The 24,354-nt window shown below is 28.6% G+C and carries 21 protein-coding genes, 1 tRNA gene and 1 pseudogene; 10 read left to right on the top strand and 13 right to left on the bottom strand.

Annotated elements, in window-relative coordinates:
- Window positions 1-656: 656 nt before the first annotated feature.
- Complete coding sequence (locus tag Q0T35_RS10680; RefSeq protein WP_295843057.1) at window positions 657-935, bottom strand: SymE family type I addiction module toxin; 279 nt, start codon at window positions 933-935, stop codon at window positions 657-659.
- A gap of 81 nt (window positions 936-1,016) precedes the next feature.
- On the opposite strand from Q0T35_RS10680, the gene Q0T35_RS10685 reads away from it, so the two are divergent.
- On the top strand, window positions 1,017-1,430 hold the full coding sequence (locus tag Q0T35_RS10685) for a helix-turn-helix transcriptional regulator (RefSeq protein ID WP_295843058.1): 414 nt from the start codon (window positions 1,017-1,019) through the stop codon (window positions 1,428-1,430).
- An 863-nt stretch (window positions 1,431-2,293) separates the two neighbouring features.
- Here Q0T35_RS10685 and Q0T35_RS10690 read toward each other — a convergent pair.
- Entirely contained in the window at window positions 2,294-2,569 is a 276-nt protein-coding gene (locus Q0T35_RS10690; RefSeq protein ID WP_295843059.1) for a hypothetical protein, read from the bottom strand.
- A gap of 475 nt (window positions 2,570-3,044) precedes the next feature.
- Here Q0T35_RS10690 and Q0T35_RS10695 point away from each other — a divergent pair, with 475 nt between their 5' ends.
- Together Q0T35_RS10695 and Q0T35_RS10700 are read left to right on the top strand one after the other, a co-directional pair.
- Complete coding sequence (locus Q0T35_RS10695) at window positions 3,045-4,004, top strand: alpha/beta hydrolase (protein ID WP_295843062.1); 960 nt, start codon at window positions 3,045-3,047, stop codon at window positions 4,002-4,004.
- A gap of 139 nt (window positions 4,005-4,143) precedes the next feature.
- Window positions 4,144-4,743 (top strand): nitroreductase family protein, encoded by a 600-nt coding sequence (locus tag Q0T35_RS10700; RefSeq protein ID WP_295843064.1) that lies wholly within the window; start codon window positions 4,144-4,146, stop codon window positions 4,741-4,743.
- A gap of 318 nt (window positions 4,744-5,061) precedes the next feature.
- Here Q0T35_RS10700 and Q0T35_RS10705 read toward each other — a convergent pair whose 3' ends face one another.
- The gene (locus Q0T35_RS10705; protein WP_295843067.1) at window positions 5,062-5,580 is read right to left on the bottom strand and encodes a GNAT family N-acetyltransferase; all 519 of its coding nucleotides are present in this window, start codon (window positions 5,578-5,580) and stop codon (window positions 5,062-5,064) included.
- Window positions 5,581-5,756: 176 nt separating this feature from the next.
- Between Q0T35_RS10705 and Q0T35_RS10710 the strand changes: the two genes are divergently transcribed.
- Both Q0T35_RS10710 and Q0T35_RS10715 read left to right on the top strand, forming a co-directional pair.
- Window positions 5,757-6,092, top strand: coding sequence for a translation initiation factor (locus Q0T35_RS10710; RefSeq protein WP_293918597.1), 336 nt, complete (start codon window positions 5,757-5,759; stop codon window positions 6,090-6,092).
- Between the two features lie 35 nt (window positions 6,093-6,127).
- Window positions 6,128-7,012, top strand: a complete 885-nt coding sequence (locus Q0T35_RS10715; RefSeq protein WP_293918595.1) for a nucleoside phosphorylase — start codon at window positions 6,128-6,130, stop codon at window positions 7,010-7,012.
- A gap of 212 nt (window positions 7,013-7,224) precedes the next feature.
- Here the strand turns inward: Q0T35_RS10715 and Q0T35_RS10720 are convergent, their stop codons facing one another.
- Both Q0T35_RS10720 and Q0T35_RS10725 read right to left on the bottom strand, forming a co-directional pair.
- The gene (locus Q0T35_RS10720; protein WP_295843070.1) at window positions 7,225-8,709 is read right to left on the bottom strand and encodes an amino acid permease; all 1,485 of its coding nucleotides are present in this window, start codon (window positions 8,707-8,709) and stop codon (window positions 7,225-7,227) included.
- A gap of 313 nt (window positions 8,710-9,022) precedes the next feature.
- Complete coding sequence (locus tag Q0T35_RS10725) at window positions 9,023-9,490, bottom strand: GNAT family N-acetyltransferase (RefSeq protein WP_295843072.1); 468 nt, start codon at window positions 9,488-9,490, stop codon at window positions 9,023-9,025.
- A 209-nt stretch (window positions 9,491-9,699) separates the two neighbouring features.
- Here Q0T35_RS10725 and htpG point away from each other — a divergent pair, with 209 nt between their 5' ends.
- Complete coding sequence (gene htpG, locus Q0T35_RS10730) at window positions 9,700-11,583, top strand: molecular chaperone HtpG (RefSeq protein ID WP_293918590.1); 1,884 nt, start codon at window positions 9,700-9,702, stop codon at window positions 11,581-11,583.
- Between the two features lie 136 nt (window positions 11,584-11,719).
- On the opposite strand, the gene Q0T35_RS10735 is transcribed toward htpG, so the two are convergent.
- The 5 genes from Q0T35_RS10735 to Q0T35_RS10755 form a co-directional block, all read right to left on the bottom strand.
- Window positions 11,720-12,424, bottom strand: coding sequence for a DUF4197 family protein (locus Q0T35_RS10735; RefSeq protein ID WP_295811371.1), 705 nt, complete (start codon window positions 12,422-12,424; stop codon window positions 11,720-11,722).
- Window positions 12,425-12,525: 101 nt separating this feature from the next.
- Window positions 12,526-14,313 (bottom strand): excinuclease ABC subunit UvrC, encoded by a 1,788-nt coding sequence (gene uvrC / locus Q0T35_RS10740; protein WP_293918588.1) that lies wholly within the window; start codon window positions 14,311-14,313, stop codon window positions 12,526-12,528.
- A 232-nt stretch (window positions 14,314-14,545) separates the two neighbouring features.
- A complete protein-coding gene (locus Q0T35_RS10745; RefSeq protein ID WP_293918587.1) occupies window positions 14,546-15,826 on the bottom strand; it encodes a replication-associated recombination protein A in 1,281 nt (426 codons plus the stop codon).
- A 224-nt stretch (window positions 15,827-16,050) separates the two neighbouring features.
- Window positions 16,051-16,440, bottom strand: a complete 390-nt coding sequence (locus tag Q0T35_RS10750; protein WP_295843074.1) for a hypothetical protein — start codon at window positions 16,438-16,440, stop codon at window positions 16,051-16,053.
- A 16-nt stretch (window positions 16,441-16,456) separates the two neighbouring features.
- Entirely contained in the window at window positions 16,457-17,971 is a 1,515-nt protein-coding gene (locus Q0T35_RS10755) for a GH3 auxin-responsive promoter family protein (RefSeq protein WP_295843076.1), read from the bottom strand.
- A 179-nt stretch (window positions 17,972-18,150) separates the two neighbouring features.
- Between Q0T35_RS10755 and Q0T35_RS10760 the strand changes: the two genes are divergently transcribed.
- From Q0T35_RS10760 to Q0T35_RS10770, 3 genes are all read left to right on the top strand, one after another.
- Entirely contained in the window at window positions 18,151-19,905 is a 1,755-nt protein-coding gene (locus Q0T35_RS10760) for a long-chain fatty acid--CoA ligase (RefSeq protein WP_295843078.1), read from the top strand.
- 162 nt (window positions 19,906-20,067) lie between these two features.
- A tRNA-Ser gene (locus Q0T35_RS10765) sits at window positions 20,068-20,154 on the top strand.
- Between the two features lie 115 nt (window positions 20,155-20,269).
- Window positions 20,270-20,611, top strand: a complete 342-nt coding sequence (locus Q0T35_RS10770) for a DUF805 domain-containing protein (protein WP_295811357.1) — start codon at window positions 20,270-20,272, stop codon at window positions 20,609-20,611.
- 140 nt (window positions 20,612-20,751) lie between these two features.
- On the opposite strand, the pseudogene Q0T35_RS11210 reads toward Q0T35_RS10770, so the two are convergent.
- Together Q0T35_RS11210 and Q0T35_RS10775 are read right to left on the bottom strand one after the other, a co-directional pair.
- A pseudogene (locus Q0T35_RS11210) lies at window positions 20,752-20,862 on the bottom strand (hypothetical protein); the annotation flags it as partial.
- Between the two features lie 204 nt (window positions 20,863-21,066).
- Window positions 21,067-21,201 (bottom strand): hypothetical protein, encoded by a 135-nt coding sequence (locus Q0T35_RS10775; protein ID WP_295811354.1) that lies wholly within the window; start codon window positions 21,199-21,201, stop codon window positions 21,067-21,069.
- A gap of 70 nt (window positions 21,202-21,271) precedes the next feature.
- Here Q0T35_RS10775 and Q0T35_RS10780 point away from each other — a divergent pair, with 70 nt between their 5' ends.
- Window positions 21,272-22,387, top strand: a complete 1,116-nt coding sequence (locus Q0T35_RS10780; protein WP_295811351.1) for a hypothetical protein — start codon at window positions 21,272-21,274, stop codon at window positions 22,385-22,387.
- Between the two features lie 331 nt (window positions 22,388-22,718).
- Here Q0T35_RS10780 and Q0T35_RS11215 read toward each other — a convergent pair whose 3' ends face one another.
- A complete protein-coding gene (locus tag Q0T35_RS11215; protein ID WP_366800139.1) occupies window positions 22,719-22,817 on the bottom strand; it encodes a hypothetical protein in 99 nt (32 codons plus the stop codon).
- Window positions 22,818-24,354: the final 1,537 nt, after the last annotated feature.

Below are 24,354 nucleotides of genomic sequence, written 5' to 3' on the forward strand. Positions count from 1 at the left end.
GATATTTGGGATAATGACACCCTTATATCAGAAAGCGAGGCTAAAAAATTACCCAGATTAGCTCCTCGGTGTGATTTTGATGTGAAGCAGCTACTAAAAGAATATATAAAACTTGAATAGTCAAATTTCTAGCGTTGGCTTTGTTTGTCTTTATATGTTCCGTAAAGGTTGCGCTATAATGAGATAGGAATTTACCCTTCATATTAAAATACTATAATAATTTATAAAAATCACTAGGTATTACTGAACAAGATGTGCATAACACACTCTTTGTAGTTTATATAAACTAGTTGTACCAAAATCATAATACTATAGTAGTCAAATTTCAAAATACTAAATTGTTACACATACAGAAATGCTAAATGATAAAATACTAGACGTTATTTCCACAGATATATGTACTGATAATAATATATAGTAATCAATATTTTAGATTACCTTAGCTAATATAGATTAATGAAATGCGAATCAAACCAACTATTAGTAGAGTTTCAAAGAAAATATCTTAAATTATAAATTAGATGAAGCAACTGCTAAAATATCTAAAGTTTCAAGACAAATGAATTAATTAATTTGTGAATACATAAAAAATAATAATTCCTCTACTTTTAAAAGAATGAAAAAGCTATTTCCTATTTTACATAATATTTAACCATTCAAGCCTTAGTAATAACAATTCTTTTTTTACTATGCTTAATTACTATTTGGTCTCCGGTTCTGAAACCCGAATCCTGCAACCACTTGCCTGCCATACGTATTTCCGGAAAAGATATATAACGGAAACTGGCTCTTTTAAAATCCCTCTCATATACCTTTATAGTACGTATTTTGGCTTTGCTTTTATATTTACGAACTTCCATATATTTCTGATTTTTTCTTTCTGCAAAGGAAGTTCTACCCTGCCCGATATTCAATTTTACAAACTGATTTTTCACCAAATACCATTGATTTTTAATCTTATATTTTATTTAACTTTTTTGTATACTAGCCCAAAAATAAATTAGTACGTTTGTCTTATGACTATAGATAACGCAACATCCAGAAAGATACATCAAGGTAGAAATATTAAACGTTTTCGTGAAATATTAGGTATAAAACAGGAAGCGTTGGCTTTTGATATGGGAGTTTCCCAATCTTCTATATCAGATTATGAATCTAAAGAAACATTAGACGATAAAGTGTTAGAAAAAATTGCCGGATTCTTAAAAGTTCCTGTGGAAGCCATCAAAAATTTTGATGAAAATTCAGCTATTAATGTTATAGCTAATACATTTAACAATCACGACCATTCGAACCCTCAATTCGCTAGTATAATTAATAATTCGCCAAACTTTAATCCACTTGATAAAATGGTGGAGCTTTATGAACGTATGCTCCAACAACAAAAAGAAATGATTGAAAAGTTGGAGAGGTTGATTGAAGGTAAGTAAATATAAACTATTCACAATTATAACTTCAGAAAAGCATTAGCTAATATTGCTCGGCATGAAGATACAGATATTTTTCCTTTTGAAATATATTCATTTGAAATCAATAAGATGAATCTTCATCTATTCTAGAATCTTTACAATACAAATATTTAAGATGCTATAAATTCATCATTTCAATAGATTAAAATTACTATTGGAAGTATTCATAATTGATACGTCGCTTTCTTGTACTTATGATTATTCTAATAAATATAAAAGACTTGATATATTGTATAAAGTTAATTAATTGGTAAAAATAAAATTCCTATTCTCCTACTCTTTTTTAATTTAAATTACTCAAAGCTATATAACATAATGCAAGAACATTATAGGTAAATTAAATTTTTAGCTTTGTCGTAAAATTTTATACCTTTGCTTATCTAATTTAATAGATTAAATATCTATTAACAATAATGAAAAAACCTGATCAAATATAGATCAGGTCTAATTAGAATAAATATTTGGTTATAATTCATTGCATGGTTAACTCAGAACTAACAGAAAAAACAATTTTCTCTATAAAGGCATCTTTTTTTTAAATTTTGAAAACTAGATTCTCCTTGTTCAGCATCTTATTAATTAAATTTATCTGCTTTATATGGATATATCTTCCTTTAATAATTCATTTAGAGCAATTTTTTATCAGTAATATTAACTTCATATTTCACACACCTATCACGTCTTTTAACAAATTATAAAAATTAATTCATGAAATTTATTTATTCTCTTTATTTTAGAAAGAATATTTAAAAACATGATCAAGATTTATATAATTATACTCGTATACTGAGATAACTAAAGCTTTTTTAGTTTATCCGCTCTTTCTACTTATTTTTTTCTTCTTCTTTATCTTTTTCTTTTTTAGTATTATTTTTAGCTTCATTTAAAATTTGTTTATAGGTTTTTCCTGAAGCCATTTCAAATCCATTTAATAAAACCCATCCTAGCAATAATTCTTCATCTTCTTTATTTAATTTTTTACTTTCAATAATAGCAGCCATATCTTTATCAAAATTTTTATCATTAAATTTTTTATTTAATGGATTAGAACAAGATATTAATAAAACAGAAAGTATTGAAAATAATAAGAACTTTTTCATATAATAGTTTATTTAAATTTTTTACAAATTTAATTAAATAATATTAATTTATCTAATTTAATTAATTATTTTTTTAATTATATGCTAATATAAATTTAAAAGTTGCTTTTTTAGGCAATTTAAATAATTAAAATACACAAAAAAGTCCAATACCCTGTATTTCATACTCAAATAATATATAAAAAAAGATAATTTATAGTTTCCTCTCTCCTAAAGCATATATATTTTAAAAAAATCTCCTAAAAATTGAGCTCTTCAGAAAAACAAAATGAACTTTACAGCAAAATAAAAAAGAAATTCAAATTTTACTTTTGTCTACAATAATTATTAATTATATCACCTATAATAAAAAAAGTTATATAAAAATTAAGTTAAATAAATTTTAATTAGCCAAACAATGAAAAATATTATAACAATTTTATCAATATTTTTATTCACATTAGTTATATCACAATCTAAAAAAAATCAAGAAAAAATGAAAACCATTGAAAAATATACTTTTGACTTAAGCGATAAAGTTACAAGACAAAAAATAACTTTTAAAAATCGATATGGAATAACTCTTACCGGCGATCTCTATGTTCCCAAAAAGCATAACAATAAACCTTTTCCGGCATTAGCCATTTGCGGCCCCTTTGGAGCTGTCAAAGAACAATCATCTGGTTTATATGCAAATCAATTGGCTGAAAGAGGTTTTGTAACCCTGGCTTTCGACCCCTCTTTTACAGGAGAGAGTGAAGGAAATCCTCGTAATGTTGCTTCTCCGGATATCAATACGGAAGATTTTAGTTCGGCTGTAGATTTCCTTGGAATTCAGAAAATAGTAGATAGAAATCAAATCGGTATTATTGGAATTTGCGGGTGGGCAGGTTTCGCTCTTAATGCTGCTGCCGTAGATAAACGAATAAAAGCTGTCGTTACTACCAGTATGTATGATATGTCCAGAGTAATGGCAAAAGGTTACTATGATAAAATGACTAAAGAAGAACGCACAAAAATATTGGAAAAATTGGGAGAACAACGTTGGAAAGACTCCGAATCGGGTTTATTTCATGCCGGAGAATTAATAAATCCTGAAAAGTTAAAAGGAGATGAACCACAATTTATTAAAGATTATTACGAATATTACCGTACTTCTAGAGGATATCATGCACGTTCCTTAAATTCAACCGGCTCCTGGAATGCCACCAATCCGTTGTCATTTATGAATATGCCAATATTGACCTATATTACAGAAATATCGCCACGTCCAATTCTTTTAATAGCGGGAGAAAACGCACATTCTCGATATTTCAGCGAAGATGCATATAAATCTGCCTCAGAACCTAAAGAATTATTAATTATTCCAAACGCTGTTCATGTCGATTTATACGATAAAATCAGTAGCATTCCCTTTGATAAGATTGAAAACTTTTTTAAAGAAAATTTAAAATAACACGTTCAATTATTTAAAATTTTTAGAATAATTAGAATCTTAGATGAAAATTATTCTAAAACTCCACCCTAATTTTAGTAATTCACTAAATCTTTATAACTTAGTAACCAATTAAATAATAATTATAAAATTATAGAACATGGATTTTTTGGAATTAGCAAAAAACAGGTATACTACAAAAAAATACGATTCTTCAAAAAAAGTATCTGAAGAAAACATTCAAAAATTAAAAGAAATATTGCGTCTTAGCCCCTCCTCTATTAATAGTCAACCTTGGGAATTCATTTTTATATCTGAAGAATCCCTTAAAAGTCAGTTGTCTCAAGCCTCAGAATTTAACGAAAGTAAAATTAAAGAATGTAGCCATTTAATTGTTTTCACCGCTCTTAATAATATCAAAAAATTTGAAAAAGATATACTCGCTTACTTACCGGAAGGCAATATTGGTTACTATAACCAAGTAATAAAATCACAATCAGATTTTGAGATAAAATCATGGTTTCAAAAACAAGTATATTTATCTTTAGGGTTCTTTATGAGTGCTTGTGCCAGTTTAGGTATTGACAGCACCCCGATGGAAGGTATTGATAACAAAAAATATGATGAAATCCTGAAATTAGAAGATTATTCCACACTTTTTGCTGTAGCGATCGGATATAGAGATCCTAATGATACCAATCAACCTTCTATAACTCCAAAATCCAGATTAGATATAGATACGATCATAAAAACTATATAATAAATTAAGAATTTTTTTTTTATACTATTTATACTATATAAATAGTATTTTTTTTGTAAAAAAAAAATCAATATTTAAAATAAAGAAGATTGAAAAATAAATATTTGAGCGAGAGCAAGTTTTTATTTTTTTGAAATTTTGTTACTTCATTTTAAGAGTTAATCTAATCAATATATTAGTATTCAAAAATGCATAAAATTTTTCAAGACAAAAAAATCTTTAATTAAACAAATTCCTAGTTTTTAGTAATAAAATAATATAATTCTATATTTAAAAAAATTATATCTAATAAAAGCAATAAATAATAAGTTTGTTAAATCACTTCTTTACCTCTAATTTCATCATAACATCCGTTTGTTTATCATCCCCTAAAACAAAAATATGTTGATCAAATTCAACAAATCCGTTTTTCTTATAAAAATGTAGAGCTTTAGCATTTTTTTCCCAAACACCCAACCATATATAGCTACATCTTTTCTCTTCAGCTATGGCAAGAGCTTTTTCAAATAACTGCTGTCCTACCCTTTGTTTCTGATAAGCATTCAAGACATAAATCCTTTCAATTTCCAAACTATTATAATGCTTACTCTCAGTTTGGGCTGTTCCAAAATTAATTTTTAAATATCCAATCACTTTATTTCCCGCTTCAGCAAAATAAAATTCTGAATCAGGATTGGTAAGTTCCGATTCCATTTGTAGATTATTAAAACTATTATGCACATAAATATTCATATTCTCTTTCGTATTTGAACTTCCGAAAGTTTCGACAAATGTTTTAATGCTTATATCCTGAAGAACATCCAAATCAGCCAAATAAATTTTTCTAATCGTTATCATTTACATTATTAATTTAGATACCTATCAAAAATAAATTAAAATTTCCTTATTAAAAAATCTATCCGGCATAACAAACAATCTTATCATAAGTAGTAAAAATATTAGCTATTCTTGAATACAATAAAGATTAGAAATTAAAAAATTCCTAAATTCGTAACCAATACTCAATCTATATCATGGATTTACAAGATCAGCTAAAAAAAATATTTCCCGATCATAAATTTGAAGAAGAAGTATCGTCTTCACAATCGGAAAATGAACTGTTTATGCAGGATGACCCAATCGTTTGTAAATACGAAAAAAAAGGAAGAAACGGAAAACCGGTTACAATTTTGGAAAATTACAATGGTTCAGATGAAGATTTAAAAAGTCTGGCAAAAGAAATCAAATCCAAATTAGGCGTTGGTGGTTCAGTAAAAGATGATACTATCGTAATCCAAGGGAATTACCGAGATAAAATTATGGATATTTTAAAAGAAAAAGGATTTTCCATAAAACGTGTCGGAGGATAAAAAAGTATAAAATCTATCATAAAACCATACCATTTATGGCTACAAAATTGTCAAGTTCAGAATTAGTTTTAAATCCTAACGGAAGTATATATCATTGTAATATCAGACCCGAAGAATTGGCTGATACAATAATCCTGGTTGGAGATCCGGATCGCGTACCCAAGGTTTCTCAATATTTCGATACCATAGAAGTTAAATCTCAAAAACGCGAAATTGTAACACATACAGGATGGCTAAACGGTAAAAGACTAACCGTTATTTCCACAGGTATGGGTACTGACAATATAGATATAGTAATTAATGAGTTAGATGCCTTAGCTAATATAGATTTGGTTAATAAAAAAATAAAAACTGAATCAACCCAACTGACTTTTGTTAGATTAGGAACCTCTGGTTCTTTACAAGCAGATATACCTGTGGATACTATGGTTGCTTCCAATAAAGGGTTGGGATTTGACGGTTTAATGAGTTTTTACATGGGAACGGAAAAATTTTATACCAATGAAATTGCTCAAGCGTTTACTTCTCAGACCGGGTGGAATAAAAAAAGAGCTACACCTTACGTAGTGGATGGATCGGAAGAATTACTAGCTCTTATGTGTGAAAATTCGTCCGTTGTAACCGGAATTACTGCTACCGCCATTGGATTTTACGGGCCTCAAGGAAGAATTTTACGATTGAATTTAGATGACGAAAAAATGAATGAAAAACTATCTCAATTCCAATATAAAAATCATAGAATTACCAATTTTGAGATGGAAACTTCAGCCATTTACGGATTATCAAAACTTATGGGACACAGGGCCTTATCGCTAAACACGATTGTTGCAAATAGGTATGCCGGTACATTCAGTAAAGACCCCTATTCTTCTATAGATAAAATGATACAATTCGCGTTAGAAAAGCTTTCTCGTTCCTAAAAAATAATTTTACAGAACGTTTTTACATATCTTATTGAGAAAAAAATGATTGGGTTTAATCAGTAAGCAAGAAAATCGATTTTCTTAATAAAAATTAAATCCTAGATATACAATTGATTAAGTCAACAATCTTATTTTCTTGATTATGCAATGACTTTTTTAAATTTTCTAAAGCGAAAATGGTGATTTGAAAATAGTTTAGATTAATTAGATTAATAAAACATTGTTAAAATCCTCCAAGCAAAATAAACAAGGAAGATAATTAATAATATCCATTTATATTTTGGAAATCGATAGCAAAAATATAAAACAAATAACCAAACCGGAATGAGCTCAATGGATAATTCCATTCCTGTCATCCACATAATTGGTAAAATACCAACTAAGAATAATAAACAAAGAATGTTACCAAACGGATACCATAGAGAAGGAAATTTGGTATTATAAATTCCCTCTTTATTTTTGCTTTTCTTAAAATAGAAATGAGTTAAACTGATAATAATCCAGTTAATAATAAGTGATGAAACCACTAAAGACATTAAATAATTAAGAGCTTCCTTAGGCATCAGTTTATTAATGATAACACAAACAGCTGCAAATAAAGCTGAAACCAAGATAGCCATTACGGGTACATGATTGGAATTGAGTTTTGATAAAAACTTCGGAGCATTTCCCTGTACAGACAACCCGTATAACATTCGGCTGTTACTATATACACTACTGTTATAAACAGAAAGTGCTGCAGTAAGAACCACTACATTTAATACATTGGCGATAATACTGGTAAAATAAAATGTATGGCCCAAAATCGAAAAGCTGAAACCATTAAGTGTATCAAAAATGGTTACAAAAGGACTACTTCCGGTAGTAATTTCTCTCCATGGTGAAAGAGAAAATAAAATGATTAATGCACCAGTATAAAAAATTAGAATTCTATAAATTACCTGATTGGTTGCTTTTGGAATGGTTATTTCGGGATTTTCCGCTTCGGAAGCAGTAATACCGATAAGTTCTAATCCACCGAAAGAAAACATAATAAAAGCCATAGAAGCGAATAATCCTTGATAGCTGCCTGCTCCATCAGGTGTAAATAAGCCTTTAGGAAAAAATCCCCCATCATTCCATAAATTCTTTATTGAAGCATTAGGTCCACCCGTACCGCTAATAAGTAAATAGCTACCGAATACAATCATGGCAATAATGGCAATCACTTTTATAATTGAGAACCAAAACTCTGCTTCTCCATATATCTTTACATTGGATAAATTTATTAAATTAATAACCACAAAGAAAAATAAACTGGAAGCCCATAATGGAATTTCAGGCCACCAAAATTGTACATAAGTTCCAATGGCGGTCAATTCTGTCATACTAACTAAGGTGTATAATAACCAATAGTTCCAGCCTGAGGCGAATCCGGCAAAAGGCCCCCAATATTTATTGGCAAAATGGCTAAAACTTCCCGAAACCGGTTCATCTACAACCATCTCTCCCAATTGTCTCATAATCATAAAAGCTATAAAACCGGCAATGGTATAGCCTAGAATTGCTGAAGGTCCGGCCATTACCGCTGCAGGACCTATTCCTAAAAATAATCCTGTCCCTATTGAGCCCCCTAAAGCTATAAGTTGAATATGTCGATTGGATAAACCTCTTTTTAATTCTTTCTTGGTTCTTTCAGACTTTAAATTTTTCAAAATTAATTATTAACTTGTTCGTAATTATATAGAATATGGAAGCTATATTACTTAATTTCCTTACATTTAAATTGATAACTATTTTTTTATTTAAAACTTTATATGAAAATTTATAAATCTTACAAATATAATAAAATTCAAAAAATATCGCGCTTTTAACCTGCAATTCCCTAAATTAATAGTTTATTTTAATAAAATTTTTCAATCATTTGCAAATCTTTCTTAAAATATTGATGGACAAACTTACATCATTTTATAGGAAAATTTTATAAATTATGGAATTTTAATCTAAATAAAATATTCATTCTATCAATTAAGAATTAGTATTTTCGATACTGCAATTGATCCATTGCGAATCAAAATCTGTATTGTATTTTTTATAAAATTCTATAGCAGATTCATTCCATTCCAACACTTGCCAAACCATACCATTAAACTTTTTATCTCTCATTTCTTTTAGTAAAGCATCAAAAAGTTGGCTTCCTATTCCCCTTCCTCTCCATTCCCGAGAAACAAAAAGATCTTCTAAATATAAGCGTTGTCCTTTCCAAGTTGAATATCGAATATAATATAAAGCGAATCCGACAATAGATCGGGTTTCATCGTCTTGCGCCACAAATGCCCACCAAACCGGTTGATTACCAAAACCACTTTCCTCAAAATGTTCTCTACTTACTGTAACCTGTTCCGGTGCTTTTTCATAATCTGCCAACTCATGAATTAGTTCCATAATTCTTGAACAATCTGCTTTTACAGCTGTGCGTATTGATATTTTTTTCATTAATTTATAATATTTTCTGTAACAAGTAAAATTAGTTATTATTTTAATTTTGAAAAATTGTAAGAACTAAATTTCTATTTAAATAAATTTTAACAATAAAGATTACTTTTTTGCTTTATTACCGTCATTTTGTCATTAGAATTTCCTTGGTACTTTTTTTGATTTTTCTGCAATAATCAATAAAAAATCTAAAATAATAATATTTATATATGGCAAAAGGAAATATTAATGTATCGGTAGAAAACATTTTTCCGCTGATAAAAAAGTTTTTATACAACGATCACGAAATATTTTTACGTGAGCTCGTATCAAATGCTACAGATGCCACATTAAAACTTAAACATTTATCTAACATAGGTGAAACCAAAGTAGAATATGGCAGCCCAATTATTGAAATAAAAATAAATAAAGAAGATAAAACCCTTCATATTATTGATCAAGGGATCGGTATGACTGAAGAAGAAGTTCAAAAATATATTAACGAAGTTGCTTTTTCAGGAGCTGAGGATTTCATTTCAAAACATAAAGATGCAGAAAAAGAAGGAATCATAGGACATTTCGGTCTTGGTTTCTATTCTGCTTTTATGGTAGCCGATAAGGTTGAAATTATTACTAAATCTTATACGGATGCCCCTGCTGTACAATGGGTATGCGACGGAAGCCCGGAATTTGATTTAGGTCCTTCTGATAAAAAAGATCGCGGAACAGAAATAATCTTACATATTGCTGAAGATTCTTCTGAATTCTTAGAAGAATATAAAATTCGTGAACTTCTATTAAAGTATAACCGTTTTATGCCTATTCCGATTAAATTTGGAACTAAGGAAGAAACGTTGCCTTTACCTGAAGGTGCCGATAAGGATGCTAAGCCTGAAAAAGTTATCGTAGATGATATTATAAATAATCCAACGCCGGCATGGACTAAATCTCCTTCTGAGTTGAAAGATGAGGATTATAAAGCGTTTTATCATGAGCTATACCCAATGCAATTTGATGAACCCTTATTTTACATTCATTTAAACGTAGACTATCCATTTCATTTAACAGGAATTTTATTCTTTCCTAAATTAGCTAACAATTTAAATTTAGATAAAGATAAAATTCAATTATATCAAAATCAAGTATTCGTTACAGATGAAGTCAAAGGAATCGTTCCTGATTTCTTAATGTTATTAAGAGGAGTTATTGATTCCCCGGATATTCCATTAAATGTATCACGTTCGTATTTACAGGCTGATGGTGCAGTAAAGAAAATATCTTCGTACATCACTAAGAAAGTAGCCGATAAAATGGTTTCATTGATTAATGAAAATCGTGAAGATTTTGAAAAGAAATGGAATGATATTAAAATTGTCATCGAATATGGAATGATTTCTGAAGAAAAATTCTATGAAAAATCTGATAAATTTGCTCTCTATCCGACTGTAGACCATACCTATTACACATTTGACGAATTAAAAAATAAGATTAAAGATCACCAAACTGATAAGGATGGTAAATTAGTGATTTTATATGCCTCAAATTTAGATGAGCAGGATCAATACATCCAGACTGCTAAGCAAAAAGGATATGAAGTTCTACTTTTGGATTCTCCTATTGTTCCTCACTTAATTCAAAAATTGGAAACTTCTAAAGAAAATATTTCTTTTGTTCGTGTAGATGCTGATCATATCAATAATCTCATTAAAAAAGATGAAAATACGGTTTCTGTTTTAACAGATGAAGAAAAAGAAACTCTTAAAAAAGAATTAGAAGAAACCATAGATTCTAAAACCTATACCATTTCTTTGGAAAATCTTAGCAAAGACGATGCGCCATTTATTTTGACCCAACCAGAATTTATGCGTAGAATGAAGGATATGCAGCAAGTGGGTGGAGGCATGTTTGGTATGATGGGTAATTTTCCAGAAACTTACAATCTTGTTATCAACACAAATAATCCTCTAGCTACTGAAATCTTAAAAAAAGATAATAAAGAAGAGAAAGCTTCTATTATTAAACAAGCATTAGATTTGGCTAAACTTTCTCAAAATATATTAAAAGGGAAAGAGCTTACCGATTTTATAAAACGTAGCTATGAAATGATTAAATAATTAACCATTGGATAAATAAAAAAGCCATTCAAATATGAATGGCTTTTTTATTTATTTTTTAATAATAATTTTTCTGTTCAAATTATTTACCTTAATTTTAAATATATAATCATTTTATATACAAGGATATAAAAAATTATTTTACAAGAGATTTTATACGATCTTGGGTAAGATCTGAATTTTTTATTTCATAATCTTCAGCAACCTTAAAGAATCCATTTACAATTTGACGTGTCGCATATTCCCCTATTGATTTACTCGTATACGTATTAGAAGAAGAATTGTTTCCCGTAAGTAAAGCTATTGCATTTTGTAATCTTTGATCATTTAAAGCTGTATTGATCAAAGTACTTATGCCACTGGAATTCATTTCGTTTTCAACTTTAGGTTGTATAGCAGCAATAAGTTTAGCTTCTGTTTTCTTTTTCAAATATTGTGTAGCTGCTCCTTTTCCTCCTGCTAGTATTTTTGCAGCATCTAATGGTTTAATTTCTTTTATGGCTGAATTGATAATCGGTTTTATTAAAGGAACAACTTCTTGAGCAGCTTTTCCTATATTTTGTTTTTCTTTTTCAACTAAACCGGTTAATCCTAAAGATTCAAGTTTCGAATTAATTTGTTTGAGTTCGTCGGGAAGAGCTTCCTCTAAGCTGTTATTGATTAAAAAAGACCCAGTATCTTTCAATACAGAAAAACTTTGGTCGGTACTAGCTGTAAGAATTTTTTTTACAGAATGTAAGAGTACTAAATTGTATGAAGATTTTTTTTGACAATTTGCAAATTGAAAGCTCACTATAAAAACAAACAGTAAACTGATTTTAGAACAGATAGTATAATTCATAAAGATTGTATTTAAAATAATAGGCAAAAATACTATTATCTTTGAATTATATTATAAAATTTCAATGGTTAACTTTTTATAGCTATAATTATTACAAGAATTTAATTTTCAGTATTAAAATAATCTAGAATGATTGAAGTTCTTTTATCGCCAATAAGTTTTTTAATTTCATTCTCGTTTGCCTGTTTTATAGCAGAAACGGATTTGAAATGACTTAAGAGTATTTCAATGGTTTTTTTTCCGATACCGGAAATTGTTTCCAATTCAGTAGTAAAAGTTTTTTTACTTCTTTTATTCCTGTGTCTGGTAATTCCATATCTGTGAGCTTCATCTCGTACTTTTTGAAGTACTTTTAAGGTCTCAGACGTCTTATCTAAATACAAAGGAATTGGATCATGAGGAAAATAAAGCTCTTCTAATCTCTTTGCAATTCCAATAATAGGAATTTTTCCAGCTAAACCTAATAATTCTAATGATTTATACGCTGAACTTAGTTGACCTTTACCTCCATCAATGAGTATTAGTTGAGGAAGCTCATTATTTTCATCTAACTGTCTTTTATATCTTCTATAAATTACCTCCTCCATCGTAGCAAAATCATTGGGACCTTCAACAGTTTTAACATTAAAAATGCGGTATTCCTTTTTACTTGGTTTTCCATTCCTAAAGACGACACAGGCGGAAACAGGATTCGTTCCCTGTATATTTGAATTATCAAAGCCTTCAATTAAACGTGGTTCTTCTGGAAGATGTAAAAGTGTTTTCATTTCCGCCATAATGCGATTGGAATGGCGTTCAGGATCTACTATTTTTACCTGTTTTAGTTTTTCCAATCTGTATTCTTTTGCATTTCTTTCAGATAAATCTAAAATTTTCTTTTTATCGCCTATCTTAGGTATTATTAATTTTACTTCTGGTATTTTCAAATTTATAGGAAAAGGTATATAAATATTTTTGGATGCTGAGTTAAATTTTTCCCGTATATCTATGATGCATTTTTGCAATATTTCTTCTTCTGTCTCTTCTAAAAGTTTTTTAATTTCAGTAGTATAGGATTGAATTATTCTTCCTTTCACAATTTTAAAATAATTGATATAAGCAGCAGATTCGTCTGAAGTTATTCCAAAAACGTCAACATTGGAAATAACTGGAGAAATAACGGTTGATTTTGCCTGATATTTTTCCAATAGATCTAACTTCTCCTTGATTTGCTGCGCTTTTTCGTATTCCATTTTCTGAGAATACTTCATCATTTTATTTCGTAAAGAAGCTAAAGGTTCCGATATATTTCCTTTGATGATATCCCTAATTTCTTTAATATTTTCTAAATAATCATCCAGCGTTTGATTTTCCTCACACGGACCTAAGCAATTATGAATATGGTATTCAAGACAAACCGTATATCTATGAGCTTGAATTTTTTCCTTAGATAGATCTAAATTACAGCTTCGTAAAGGATAAATACTTTTAATAAGCTCTAACAAGGCTTTTGCAACTATTACAGAGCTATAAGGTCCGTAATATTCCGATCCATCATGAATAATTTTCCTGGTAAGAAATATTCTTGGAAATGGTTCTTTTTTAATACATATACAAGGATAAGTCTTATCATCTTTTAAACGGATATTATATCGAGGCTGATATTCTTTTATTAGATTGTTTTCCAATAACAAAGCATCATATTCAGTATCCACAACAGTAATTTTTAAATTCCTAATTTTTGATACCAAAACCTTAGTTTTACCTATATGGTCTTTATTAAAATAAGAGGAAACCCTTTTTTTAAGATTTTTAGCTTTTCCTACGTATAAAATCTTTTGATTTTCATCAAAAAATTGGTAAATACCAGGTTTGTTGGGTAGTGTTTTTAACTGAAGTTCTAACGACATATATGTTATTAAGATTTCCTATACAAAAATACACATATCTTACTAAAAAAATCATTATGAAAAAAATACGCTTTCGCTCTATTCATAATTTATCAGATAAGTTACTTTTAATAAATATGGATAAATGATGTATTTAAAATTGTTATTTGAAATGAAATCTATTAAGGTAAGAATCTAAATTTCACTAGTAATAATCTTCTTAAGAATTATAATAGATTTAGTAAAAATTCAATTAAAAATCATATTTATCCATCCATAGATTCCTTAAATAATCTCTAAGTTTATTTTCTCTGGAATTATTACCCGGCTGATAAAAAGTTTCATGAGAGGCTTCATCCGGTAAAAATTCTTGATAAGCAAAATTTCCAGGATAATCATGAGAATATTTATAACCCGATCCATAATTTAATTCTTTCATTAATTGGGTAGGTGCATTTCTTAAATGAAGAGGAACAGATAGATTTCCCGTTTTCTTTACATAGGATAAAGCCGAATTAATGGCTAAATAAGAAGCATTAGATTTGGGAGAGGTTGCTAAATATACGGCACATTGACTTAATAAAATTCTTGCTTCCGGATTCCCAATGACAGCAATGGCCTGAAATGTATTGTTTGCTAATATTAAGGCAGTTGGATTTGCCATGCCTATATCTTCCGATGCTGAAATAACCATCCTTCTAGCTATAAATTTGATATCCTCCCCTCCTTCCAACATTCTCGCCAGCCAATAGACGGCTGCATTAGGATCTGAACCCCGTATAGATTTTATAAATGCTGAAATTATATCGTAATGCTGTTCACCATCTTTATCATATAAAGCCATATTTTCTTGTATGACTTTTTTTATTTCTTCGTTATTGATATGTATTTCTTCCTGACCATTAAATTGTTGTACTACTAAATCCAAACTATTCAACAATTTTCTTGCATCTCCTCCTGAATATTGGAACAATGCTTCCTCTTCATCAATAATTATATTCTTTTTAGATAAAATTTCATCTTCAGTAATTGCTCTATGTAATAAATTTGACAAGGCATTTTTATCTAAATGGTAAAGTGTATAAACCTGACAGCGAGATAATAATGCGGAAACTACTTCAAAACTCGGATTTTCAGTTGTTGCACCGACTAAGACTATCCATCCCTTTTCTACAGCTTGTAACAGGCTGTCTTGTTGAGACTTATTAAAACGATGTATTTCATCAATAAATAAAATAGGGCTTTTTCCAGTAAATAAATTTTGATTCTTAGCCTTCTCGATTACTTCTCTTACTTCTTTTACTCCCGAACTTACAGCACTTAAGGTATAATACTCTCTTTTAGATTCGGAAGCAATGATTTCTGCAAGAGTAGTTTTTCCGGTACCCGGGGGACCCCAAAAAATCATAGAAGCTAAATTTCCACTATCTATCATTCTTCTTATGGGCCCATCTTTTCCTATCAAATGAGATTGGTATTGATAGTCCTTAAGGGTTTTCGGACGCATTCTTTCTGCTAAAGGTGACTGACTCATCCTATAATTTTATACGATTATTAATTAATTTAAGAAATTTATAATAATTTTCAAAATTCCTTTATAATTAGCTTTTTCTTTAAGTTATCTATATAATTTAGAAAATAATCTTTATATATAAATAATTTATCTTTAACATACAGAAGTAAATGTACATTCGAAAATTGTTGTATATAAACTTTATAAAATTTCTTTGTATACATTAATTAAAATCATTGTTAATTCTATTTACCCTTGTAAAGAGTTTTTCCATCTTTATCTAAGTAATAAATTTTATTTATTTTATTTATTTCCCAATTTTTATTTTTCCATTCATTCGTTCCTATTTTTTTTAGAATTAAAGAACCTTTAATTTCTGCTGCAAAAACTTCAATTACATCTCCTTTCACCAGTATATAGGCGGCAAAAGTCGATGAAGAAGACACAGCATTTAATTTAGTTCCTTGCTCGAAAGGACGAATACATGTTTTCTTGGTTTGTGACCATTGATATCCTGCAGAACCTATGCACCCATGGTCATCCTTATCATTACCTACCATAATATCAGCATTTTTTTTTGTTGAACATGAGAGCAGAATAATGTTAATACTTAAAATTAAAAATAATTGTCTCATTAGTAAAATTTTTACGTTATTTATCGTCAAGTTTCAGCAGTGAATCCAGATATTCTCTGTCATTGGCTAATCGTGGAATTTTATTTTGTCCACCCAGTTTTCCTCTTTGCTTCATCCAATCATAAAAAAGATTGGACCTCGCAATATGTACTTTCGGCATAGTCAAAGTCATATCATTATATCTTTTGGCTTCATAATCGGAATTCAACAATTGCAACTCTCTATCTAAAATTTCCGTAAATTTTTCAAGAGAAGTCGGCTGCTGCGTAAATTCAATTATCCATTCATGAGAACCTTTTTCTTTTCCTTTCATGAATATAGGCCCGGCTGTATATTCTGAAATTATTGCATGAGTTTCTTTTTCTGCTTGCTTCAAAGCCTTTTCAGCATTCTCTACCATTAATTCTTCTCCAAAAGCATTTATATAAAATTTAGTTCTTCCAGTTACTCGTATTCGATATGGGTGTTTTGATACAAATTTTACAGTATCTCCAATAATATAACGCCATAATCCTCCATTGGTTGTTATAACCAGAGCATAGTTTGTATTTAGTTGTACATCTTCTAAAGAGATAATAGATGGATAATCAGAATAAAACTCATCCATGGGAATAAACTCATAAAATATACCATAGTCAAGCATTAGGAGCATATCTTTACAATCATTAGTATCTTGCATGGCGAAATAACCTTCCGATGCATTATAGATTTCATAATAATTAATGGGTTTTGAAACTATTGATGCATATTGCTCAACATAGGGAGAAAAACTAATCCCTCCATGAAAAAAACATTCAAGGTTCGGCCATATTTCGTCAATATATTTTTTTTGTGTAGCTTCTAATACTTTTCTTAATAAAACCATCATCCAGGAAGGAACTCCGGTGAAACTCCCTACATCTTGTTTTATTACCTGTTCAACAATTGCCGGTAATTTTATTTCCCACTCTTTTAATAAAGAAACTTCTTTATTGGGTGTACTTTTCCACTCTGCCCAAAAGGGTAGATTATCAATTAACACTGCTGATAGATCACCATATTTTGAATCAAATCCGGAATAATTTTCTCTAGTACCTCCCAATCTAAGATTTTTGCATTCAAAAATTTTAGTTTTCGGATTGTGATATGCATACATGGAAAACAAATCTTTACCTGCTTTATAGTGACATTCTTGTAAACTATCCTCTGTAATAGGAATAAATTTGCTTTTGGCATTGGTTGTACCTGAGGATTTAGCAAACCATTTAATTTGACCGGGCCAAATAACATTCTTCTCCCCTTTTCTGGCTCGTGTTATATAAGGCTCGAAATCTTCATAATGCACCAAGGGAACCTGTTCCTTGAAATCCTTATAGGAAGTAATAGATTTAAATTTACATTTTTTTCCATATTCTGTATCTTTTGCCTTATATAAAAGAGCACTTAGTACGGCATTTTGGATATCTTCAGGATTATTTATGAAAACTTCCATTTGTTTAACCCTTTTCTTTATATACCATTGGATAAAGGTATTTACAATTCCTGACACCATTTTTTTACTATTTTTTAGGATATAAAAATACATATTATTACTAAACCTAGCCAAAACTTAGATAATTTTTGAAATTATTAACATATCTTAATTTCAAAATAATTATAAAATTCATAAATTTACTTTTCGAAAATTTATTAATATCATTGATTTTAAATTTCGATAACAAAAAATTAAATATGAATTTTTCGCAAGTCATACTTGATAACAAAATGTTATCATCTAAAGTAGCCTTAAATTATAAAGAAAATCACGAATGGAAATCTTACTCTTGGCAAGAATTTACTAATTTAGTAAAACAAACTGCTAATGCATTAAAATCTTTGGGTGCTAAACCTGATGATAAGATAGCTATATATGCTGATAATATGCCGCAATGGGTGATTCTAGATTTAGCAATATTAAATATCGGAGGAATAACTGTTCCAATTTTTGCAACCCTTACATCTGAACAAGCGGAATATATTATTAAAGAAGCTAATGTAAAAATTATTTTTGCTGGTAATGAAAAACAGTATTCTAATTGTCTTGAAATTTATTCAAAATCCAATTCCCTTGAACATATTTTAGTAGCTAAAAATATTATCGATTTAAAAAGTAAATATTCTTATCATTTTTATGAATTGATAAAAGATCATTCTACTGAATGTGAAATTAAATCTAAAAATATGGATGATATTGCATCCATAATTTATACGTCTGGAACGACTGGAGAACCTAAAGGTGTTATGCTTTCCCACGGTAATTTTATTGAGACCTGTAATGCGCATAAAAATTTCTATGGATTTACTCCAAAAAATGAAAACTCTTTGGTTTTTTTACCTTTGAGCCATGTTTTCGAAAAATGTTGGAGTTCATTCGTACTTTCTAGTGGAGGTCAATTAAGCTTTTGTGAAAATCCAAAAGAAATTACTAAATTTCTTACGGAAGTAAGACCAACTACTATGTGCACGGTTCCTCGTTTTTTTCAAAAAATTTATATTTCAGTTAATGAAAAAATAAAAAAAAGTCCTAAGCTTCTTAAAAAAATATTTAATTCTGCCTTAACTATAGGTCGAAATTATGCTGACTTGAAAAGAAAAAATATAAAAATTCCTTTATTATTAGCTGTTAAATATAAAATAGTAGATACTATTTTCTTTAAAAAAATAAAAAAACGACTCGGTGGAAATTTATGGTTTATTCCGGTAGGTGGCGCATCAATAAGTCCTGAAATTACTGAATTTTTTGATTCTATTGGAATTCAACTACGTGTAGGATATGGACTAACTGAAACAACTGCTACAGTGGCCGCATTTCCACTAAATAATTATGAATATAATTCTGTTGGAAAGCCTATGACAGGTGTTCAAATATGCATTGGTGAAGAAAATGAAATTCTCATTAAAGGATATGGTGTTTTCAAGGGATATTATAATAAGGAAAAAGAAACAAAAGAAGCATTTACTGCTGATGGTTGGTTTAGAACCGGAGATGCTGGAAAATTTGATGAAAACGGTAATTTGATAATTATAGATCGTATCAAAGATTTAATGAAAACTTCCAATGGAAAATATATTTGTCCCCAACCTATTGAAAATTTATTGACCAATGATACTTTAATTGAGAAAGCTGTACTTGTTGGTGATAATAAGCCTTATGTAACTGCTTTATTAGTACCGAATTTTGAAGCTCTAAAACTTTTTGCAAGTAAATTAAATATTCATTTTAATTCTTTAGAAGAACTTTTAATCAATCAAAAAATAAAAGAGCTTTTTACTAATAGAATTAATCAAATGCAAGAACATTTGGCAGGATTTGAAAAGATTAAAAAATTCCATTTGCTCCCTATGGATTTTAATATGGATTTGGGAGAAATTACTCCTACTTTAAAAATTAGACGAAAAATTGTATTGGAAAAATTCAAATTACTAATTGATGATATGTACAGTTAATATGTAAATCATTCTTATATATAAATATGAAAAAACAACTAAGAGAATAACTTAGTTGTTTTTTCATTAAATCGTTATTAGTTAATTTTAAAATTTTTAGAAAGTTTAGCTTTATGCTTGGTTCAATTTAAAAATATTTCTATATTTGCGCTTCAATTATAAAGAGAGGTGCTCGAGTGGTTGAAGAGGCTACCCTGGAAAGGTAGTATACGGGTAACCGTATCGTGGGTTCGAATCCCATCCTCTCTGCAAAAAAACGATAATCAAACCCGCTTTAATAGCGGGTTTTTGTGATATACCGAAATTAAAAAAAATAGATAAACTAATGAAAGAAAAATTACTTAATTCTTATGCTTTTAAAACATTGCTGCATGGTTACAAAAATATTTTTTGTTATACAGGGCGCGAAAGCAAACGTGCATTTGGCTTTTTTATAATAATTAATTCTATATTATTTATAATAGCTATTATTTTAGGTGCATTACTTACTCGTGCGATTGAATTTTTAGGAACGATAGTGTGCTGGGCAATTTTGGCAGGATATTTCTTATCCACATTATCATTTAATGTTCGTCGCTTACATGATGCTGGATACTCTGGTAAGTGGTGCTTACTATGTCTTTTCGCTCCAGTAATCGTATGGATTGTTTCATTAAACTTAGAATCAACACCCGGTTCTAATCAGTATGGTGAAGAACCAAAATAAATTTATAATAAATCTATTTTTCTTTTAATTGTTAATCGTGTTTTCTGTTATTTATTGACTACACGATTAACAAAACAAATATTATAATTAAATGAGCCCTAGCTGTTATAAACCTATAGCCATGCCATTTTGGTTAATAATCAGCAGTACTTAATTGAATATGCTCTTTCAAATTTCAAAGGTGCTTCCACATTAGCCATCGCTATGGGATGATCTACCATTTTAAAAATTTCAATATCGTTTAATCTGTCTCCAAATGCATATGATTAGGAAATACCATACAAATTGGCATTTTGTAATATCAAATGCTTTTGAACCTCTAGTATTAAATATATCAACACAATACGGTGTATTTCGTATAAAGGTGAGTTCAGGAAAAAAATCTTGATAGATTGCTCTCCATTTTCACAGATCAAGAGTAGCATATGAATTGGCTTATGAAGATGAATTTTATCCTAAAATTGAGGAATAGCTTGTTTCAAATAATCATAAAATTTTTTCGCTGCCTCTCCTGATATTGAAATTCGCATCAAGTGATCATTATAAAAAGCTAATGGAATACCATTATTTGAACGAGAAAACTCCAGCATACGATTAATGCTGATACATTGATAAACCAGCAAATAAGTGGATTGATAACTATAAGACTATGAACACAAAATGAGATATAATTTCCAATTTATTACTTCTAGATTTTATCGATATGACTGCATTCCTTATAACTTTACTGATTGTTATCGTATTATTACCAATGAGGGAACTTATTTTTTTTATAAAAACCAATTTATCGATGTAAGTGTCTTAGATAAATTAGATAAAGGCGATATTATCCATATTGGTTCTCATGCACTTAATGACGGCACTTTTTGGCTTCATTGGTTAGTTTCAGGGAAAGGAGACTTAGCAATTCGTAATAAATTACATTATGCAATTCCTCATCCTTCTACGCTAATTTTACCATTTTTGATCCTGATAGGATTTTGGCTGGATCTTGAATTTATAACGCTACTTTTAGCCACTGGGTTATTTCTAATTTTGGTATGGTGTATTTGTTCAACGCTATATCGTCTAATAAATTTGGTTTTACCCAAACAAATTTTTTTACGTCAGCGATATCATAGATTCAAAAATGGTGATTTTTGTTTTATGAAAATCTCGTTTTTAGAACATCACAAAACCTTTAATTGTTCATCAACTGACTTACCTGTATATGAAGGAATTGCGACTAATATAGATTACCAATTAACTTCTCTTACAAGCCAAAAGATAATATTTTTTGATTTTAATGGTGTTAGATTATGCTTCGAGGATGGTGGTCATAGTTCAATTGCTTCAGATGATTATGCTTCAGATTTAATACCTGTTGTTTATTATTTTTGTCATCCGACGTTTATTGCATCAGGAGATAAACTCAGTTTAATATTTGAAAATAACAAAATACAAGGGATTATTAATCATACCGATGGTTCAAGCTATTTATTTACTCATTGTATTTGGATAAGTAAACAAAAAGCGAAAACCATATTACGTAATTTGTATCTTTATACTGTTTTTGCCCCAATTGGATTTTTATTATTAGTGATAATAATATATCCAATTGAGCAGCTTGATTTTATAGCGAAAAGTTTTTTATGGATAATACCCGGGGCACAAATTATCCCTTTACTCCTGTTACTATTTTATACGCTATTTTCATATCTTAATGATCGTTCCTATGCCAAACGAGTTTTAAAATGGTTATATCAAACCACAGGACATTGGCCGAAAGAGCTCTGAATTACAACAACTAAGTGAATATTGTCAAGATGAATTAACCTAAAATTATCGGCATGGTCTGGTATTATTAAAAATTATATACTTCATTAAGGTTATAACCACATTTGTAAAAGCGTTGTATGTGGGCATAATAATTTTTGAAAACAGTGAGTTATAAGAATAAATACTAATGTTTTTCTTTGATTACATAAAACAACTAATCCTACTAAATCGTATACAGTGAATTGAGTAAGTCTCTCTTAAATTACAAAGATGTTTATTTTCTAATATCAGCATATTTTTAACAATCTTAAACCTGTGGATCAATATTATTAGTAAATATTGATTTCCCCTAATAAATTAGTGACTGCCCATTCATACCAATAATAAAATCAATACCTGTTCTATGCATAATATGTTTCACTTCAAATACAGATCTGCCTGTCGCTATGACTAGGTATTATATGATTAGCGCGTAATTTATGTAAAGCTGCCACAGCTGCCACAGTACTATCAGCCTATTGAATACCACTAGTAAGTAATGTCCCATCTAAATCAAAAAAGACGATCGCTTTCGGTTTATTATTCATTAAGCCATATAGTTTTGTTATAAATTAAAGAATGTTTTTATAAAAGAAATAGTTAGTTTTTCTTGTTAAGCGATAGTGTCTTTATCTAATATATTAAGCATATCAAATAAAGATTGTATATCACATCACGCTCAACTCTTTTTAAAAGAAATAACTCAACATCAGTTGATAAATCAAAACCACATAATTGTAGCGCACTTAATTTATCTTCATCAGTTAACTCTTTCAACTGATAGACTTTGTCCCCATTCCAAACGTGAAGCTAAATCAGTAAGATTAAAAGGAATTTGTTTAGTCGAATTATTAGCTGTGATTAATAACTTAGCTTGGAAATTTTCTAATAAATGATTAAACAGATCAAATATTGCCTCTATTCATTAGTGATAAACTGCTATCTAATCGATATTATCTAAGCAAATCAAATCATAATTTTCAAGACCAAATAAAATATCTGGAGTTAATAATAAGTGCTGTTCAAGAAGAATGTAACTGTTTAATTTATTTGAAAGTAATAAATCATGGCAAGCAGCCTGTAATAAATGTGCTCTATCAGATGATTTGCCAAGAAATAGAGACAGTAAAAGCTTTATTTATTTAAAACCGCAATTAATTTATTGATCAATAACTCATTATTTTATCGATTTATAAATTATAAAAGGTAAATTATATTGGTAGATTATTTATATCAAATTACATAAATTATAATATTTTAAAAATTATTATGAATCTTTTAAAATAAAATATTAATATATTATATTTTAAAATTTATACTATATTTTAGTATATGGAATATCCATATCAAAAAAGAATCATATTAATTCAATAAATTCATTATCAATTTTTTGATAAAAATTTATTTTAAATAACCATGTTTTACAATAATTATTATAAATTAATTTTATATTCTTAGTATATAAAGCAATAATTCATAATTTCATTATTAAACATAAGCGAAATTTAAATTTATTTTATATTATTTATAAAAAATTTAGAGTAGATTTTAATTATGAGTTTTAAATAAATATAATTAAAATGGATATTTTTTATTTAAAAGGATTATCTAGTTTAGGAAGTAACTTTTTTTAGCATTTTAGCAACATGGTAGAGTAACGATAAAGTAATCAACAATAAAGAATTTTCTAAATTAAGAATTGATAAATATCTTTTGAATTTCATAGCTATTTTTTTAGTGTTAATTTTTGTAAAATTAAAAAAAAATATTTAATTAATAAAAATTAATATTAATTATATATAGTATTTAAAAAAATAACCTATAATTTTAATAATATATATCAAATATACATTCTATTAATGAAATTTTCATATATAAAAATAATATATAAAAAATTTAATTATTTATATTGATATTATTATTAATTAATTTGATAATATTATAAT

This window comes from uncultured Apibacter sp. (assembly GCF_946479295.1).
Lineage (GTDB): Bacteria > Bacteroidota > Bacteroidia > Flavobacteriales > Weeksellaceae > Apibacter.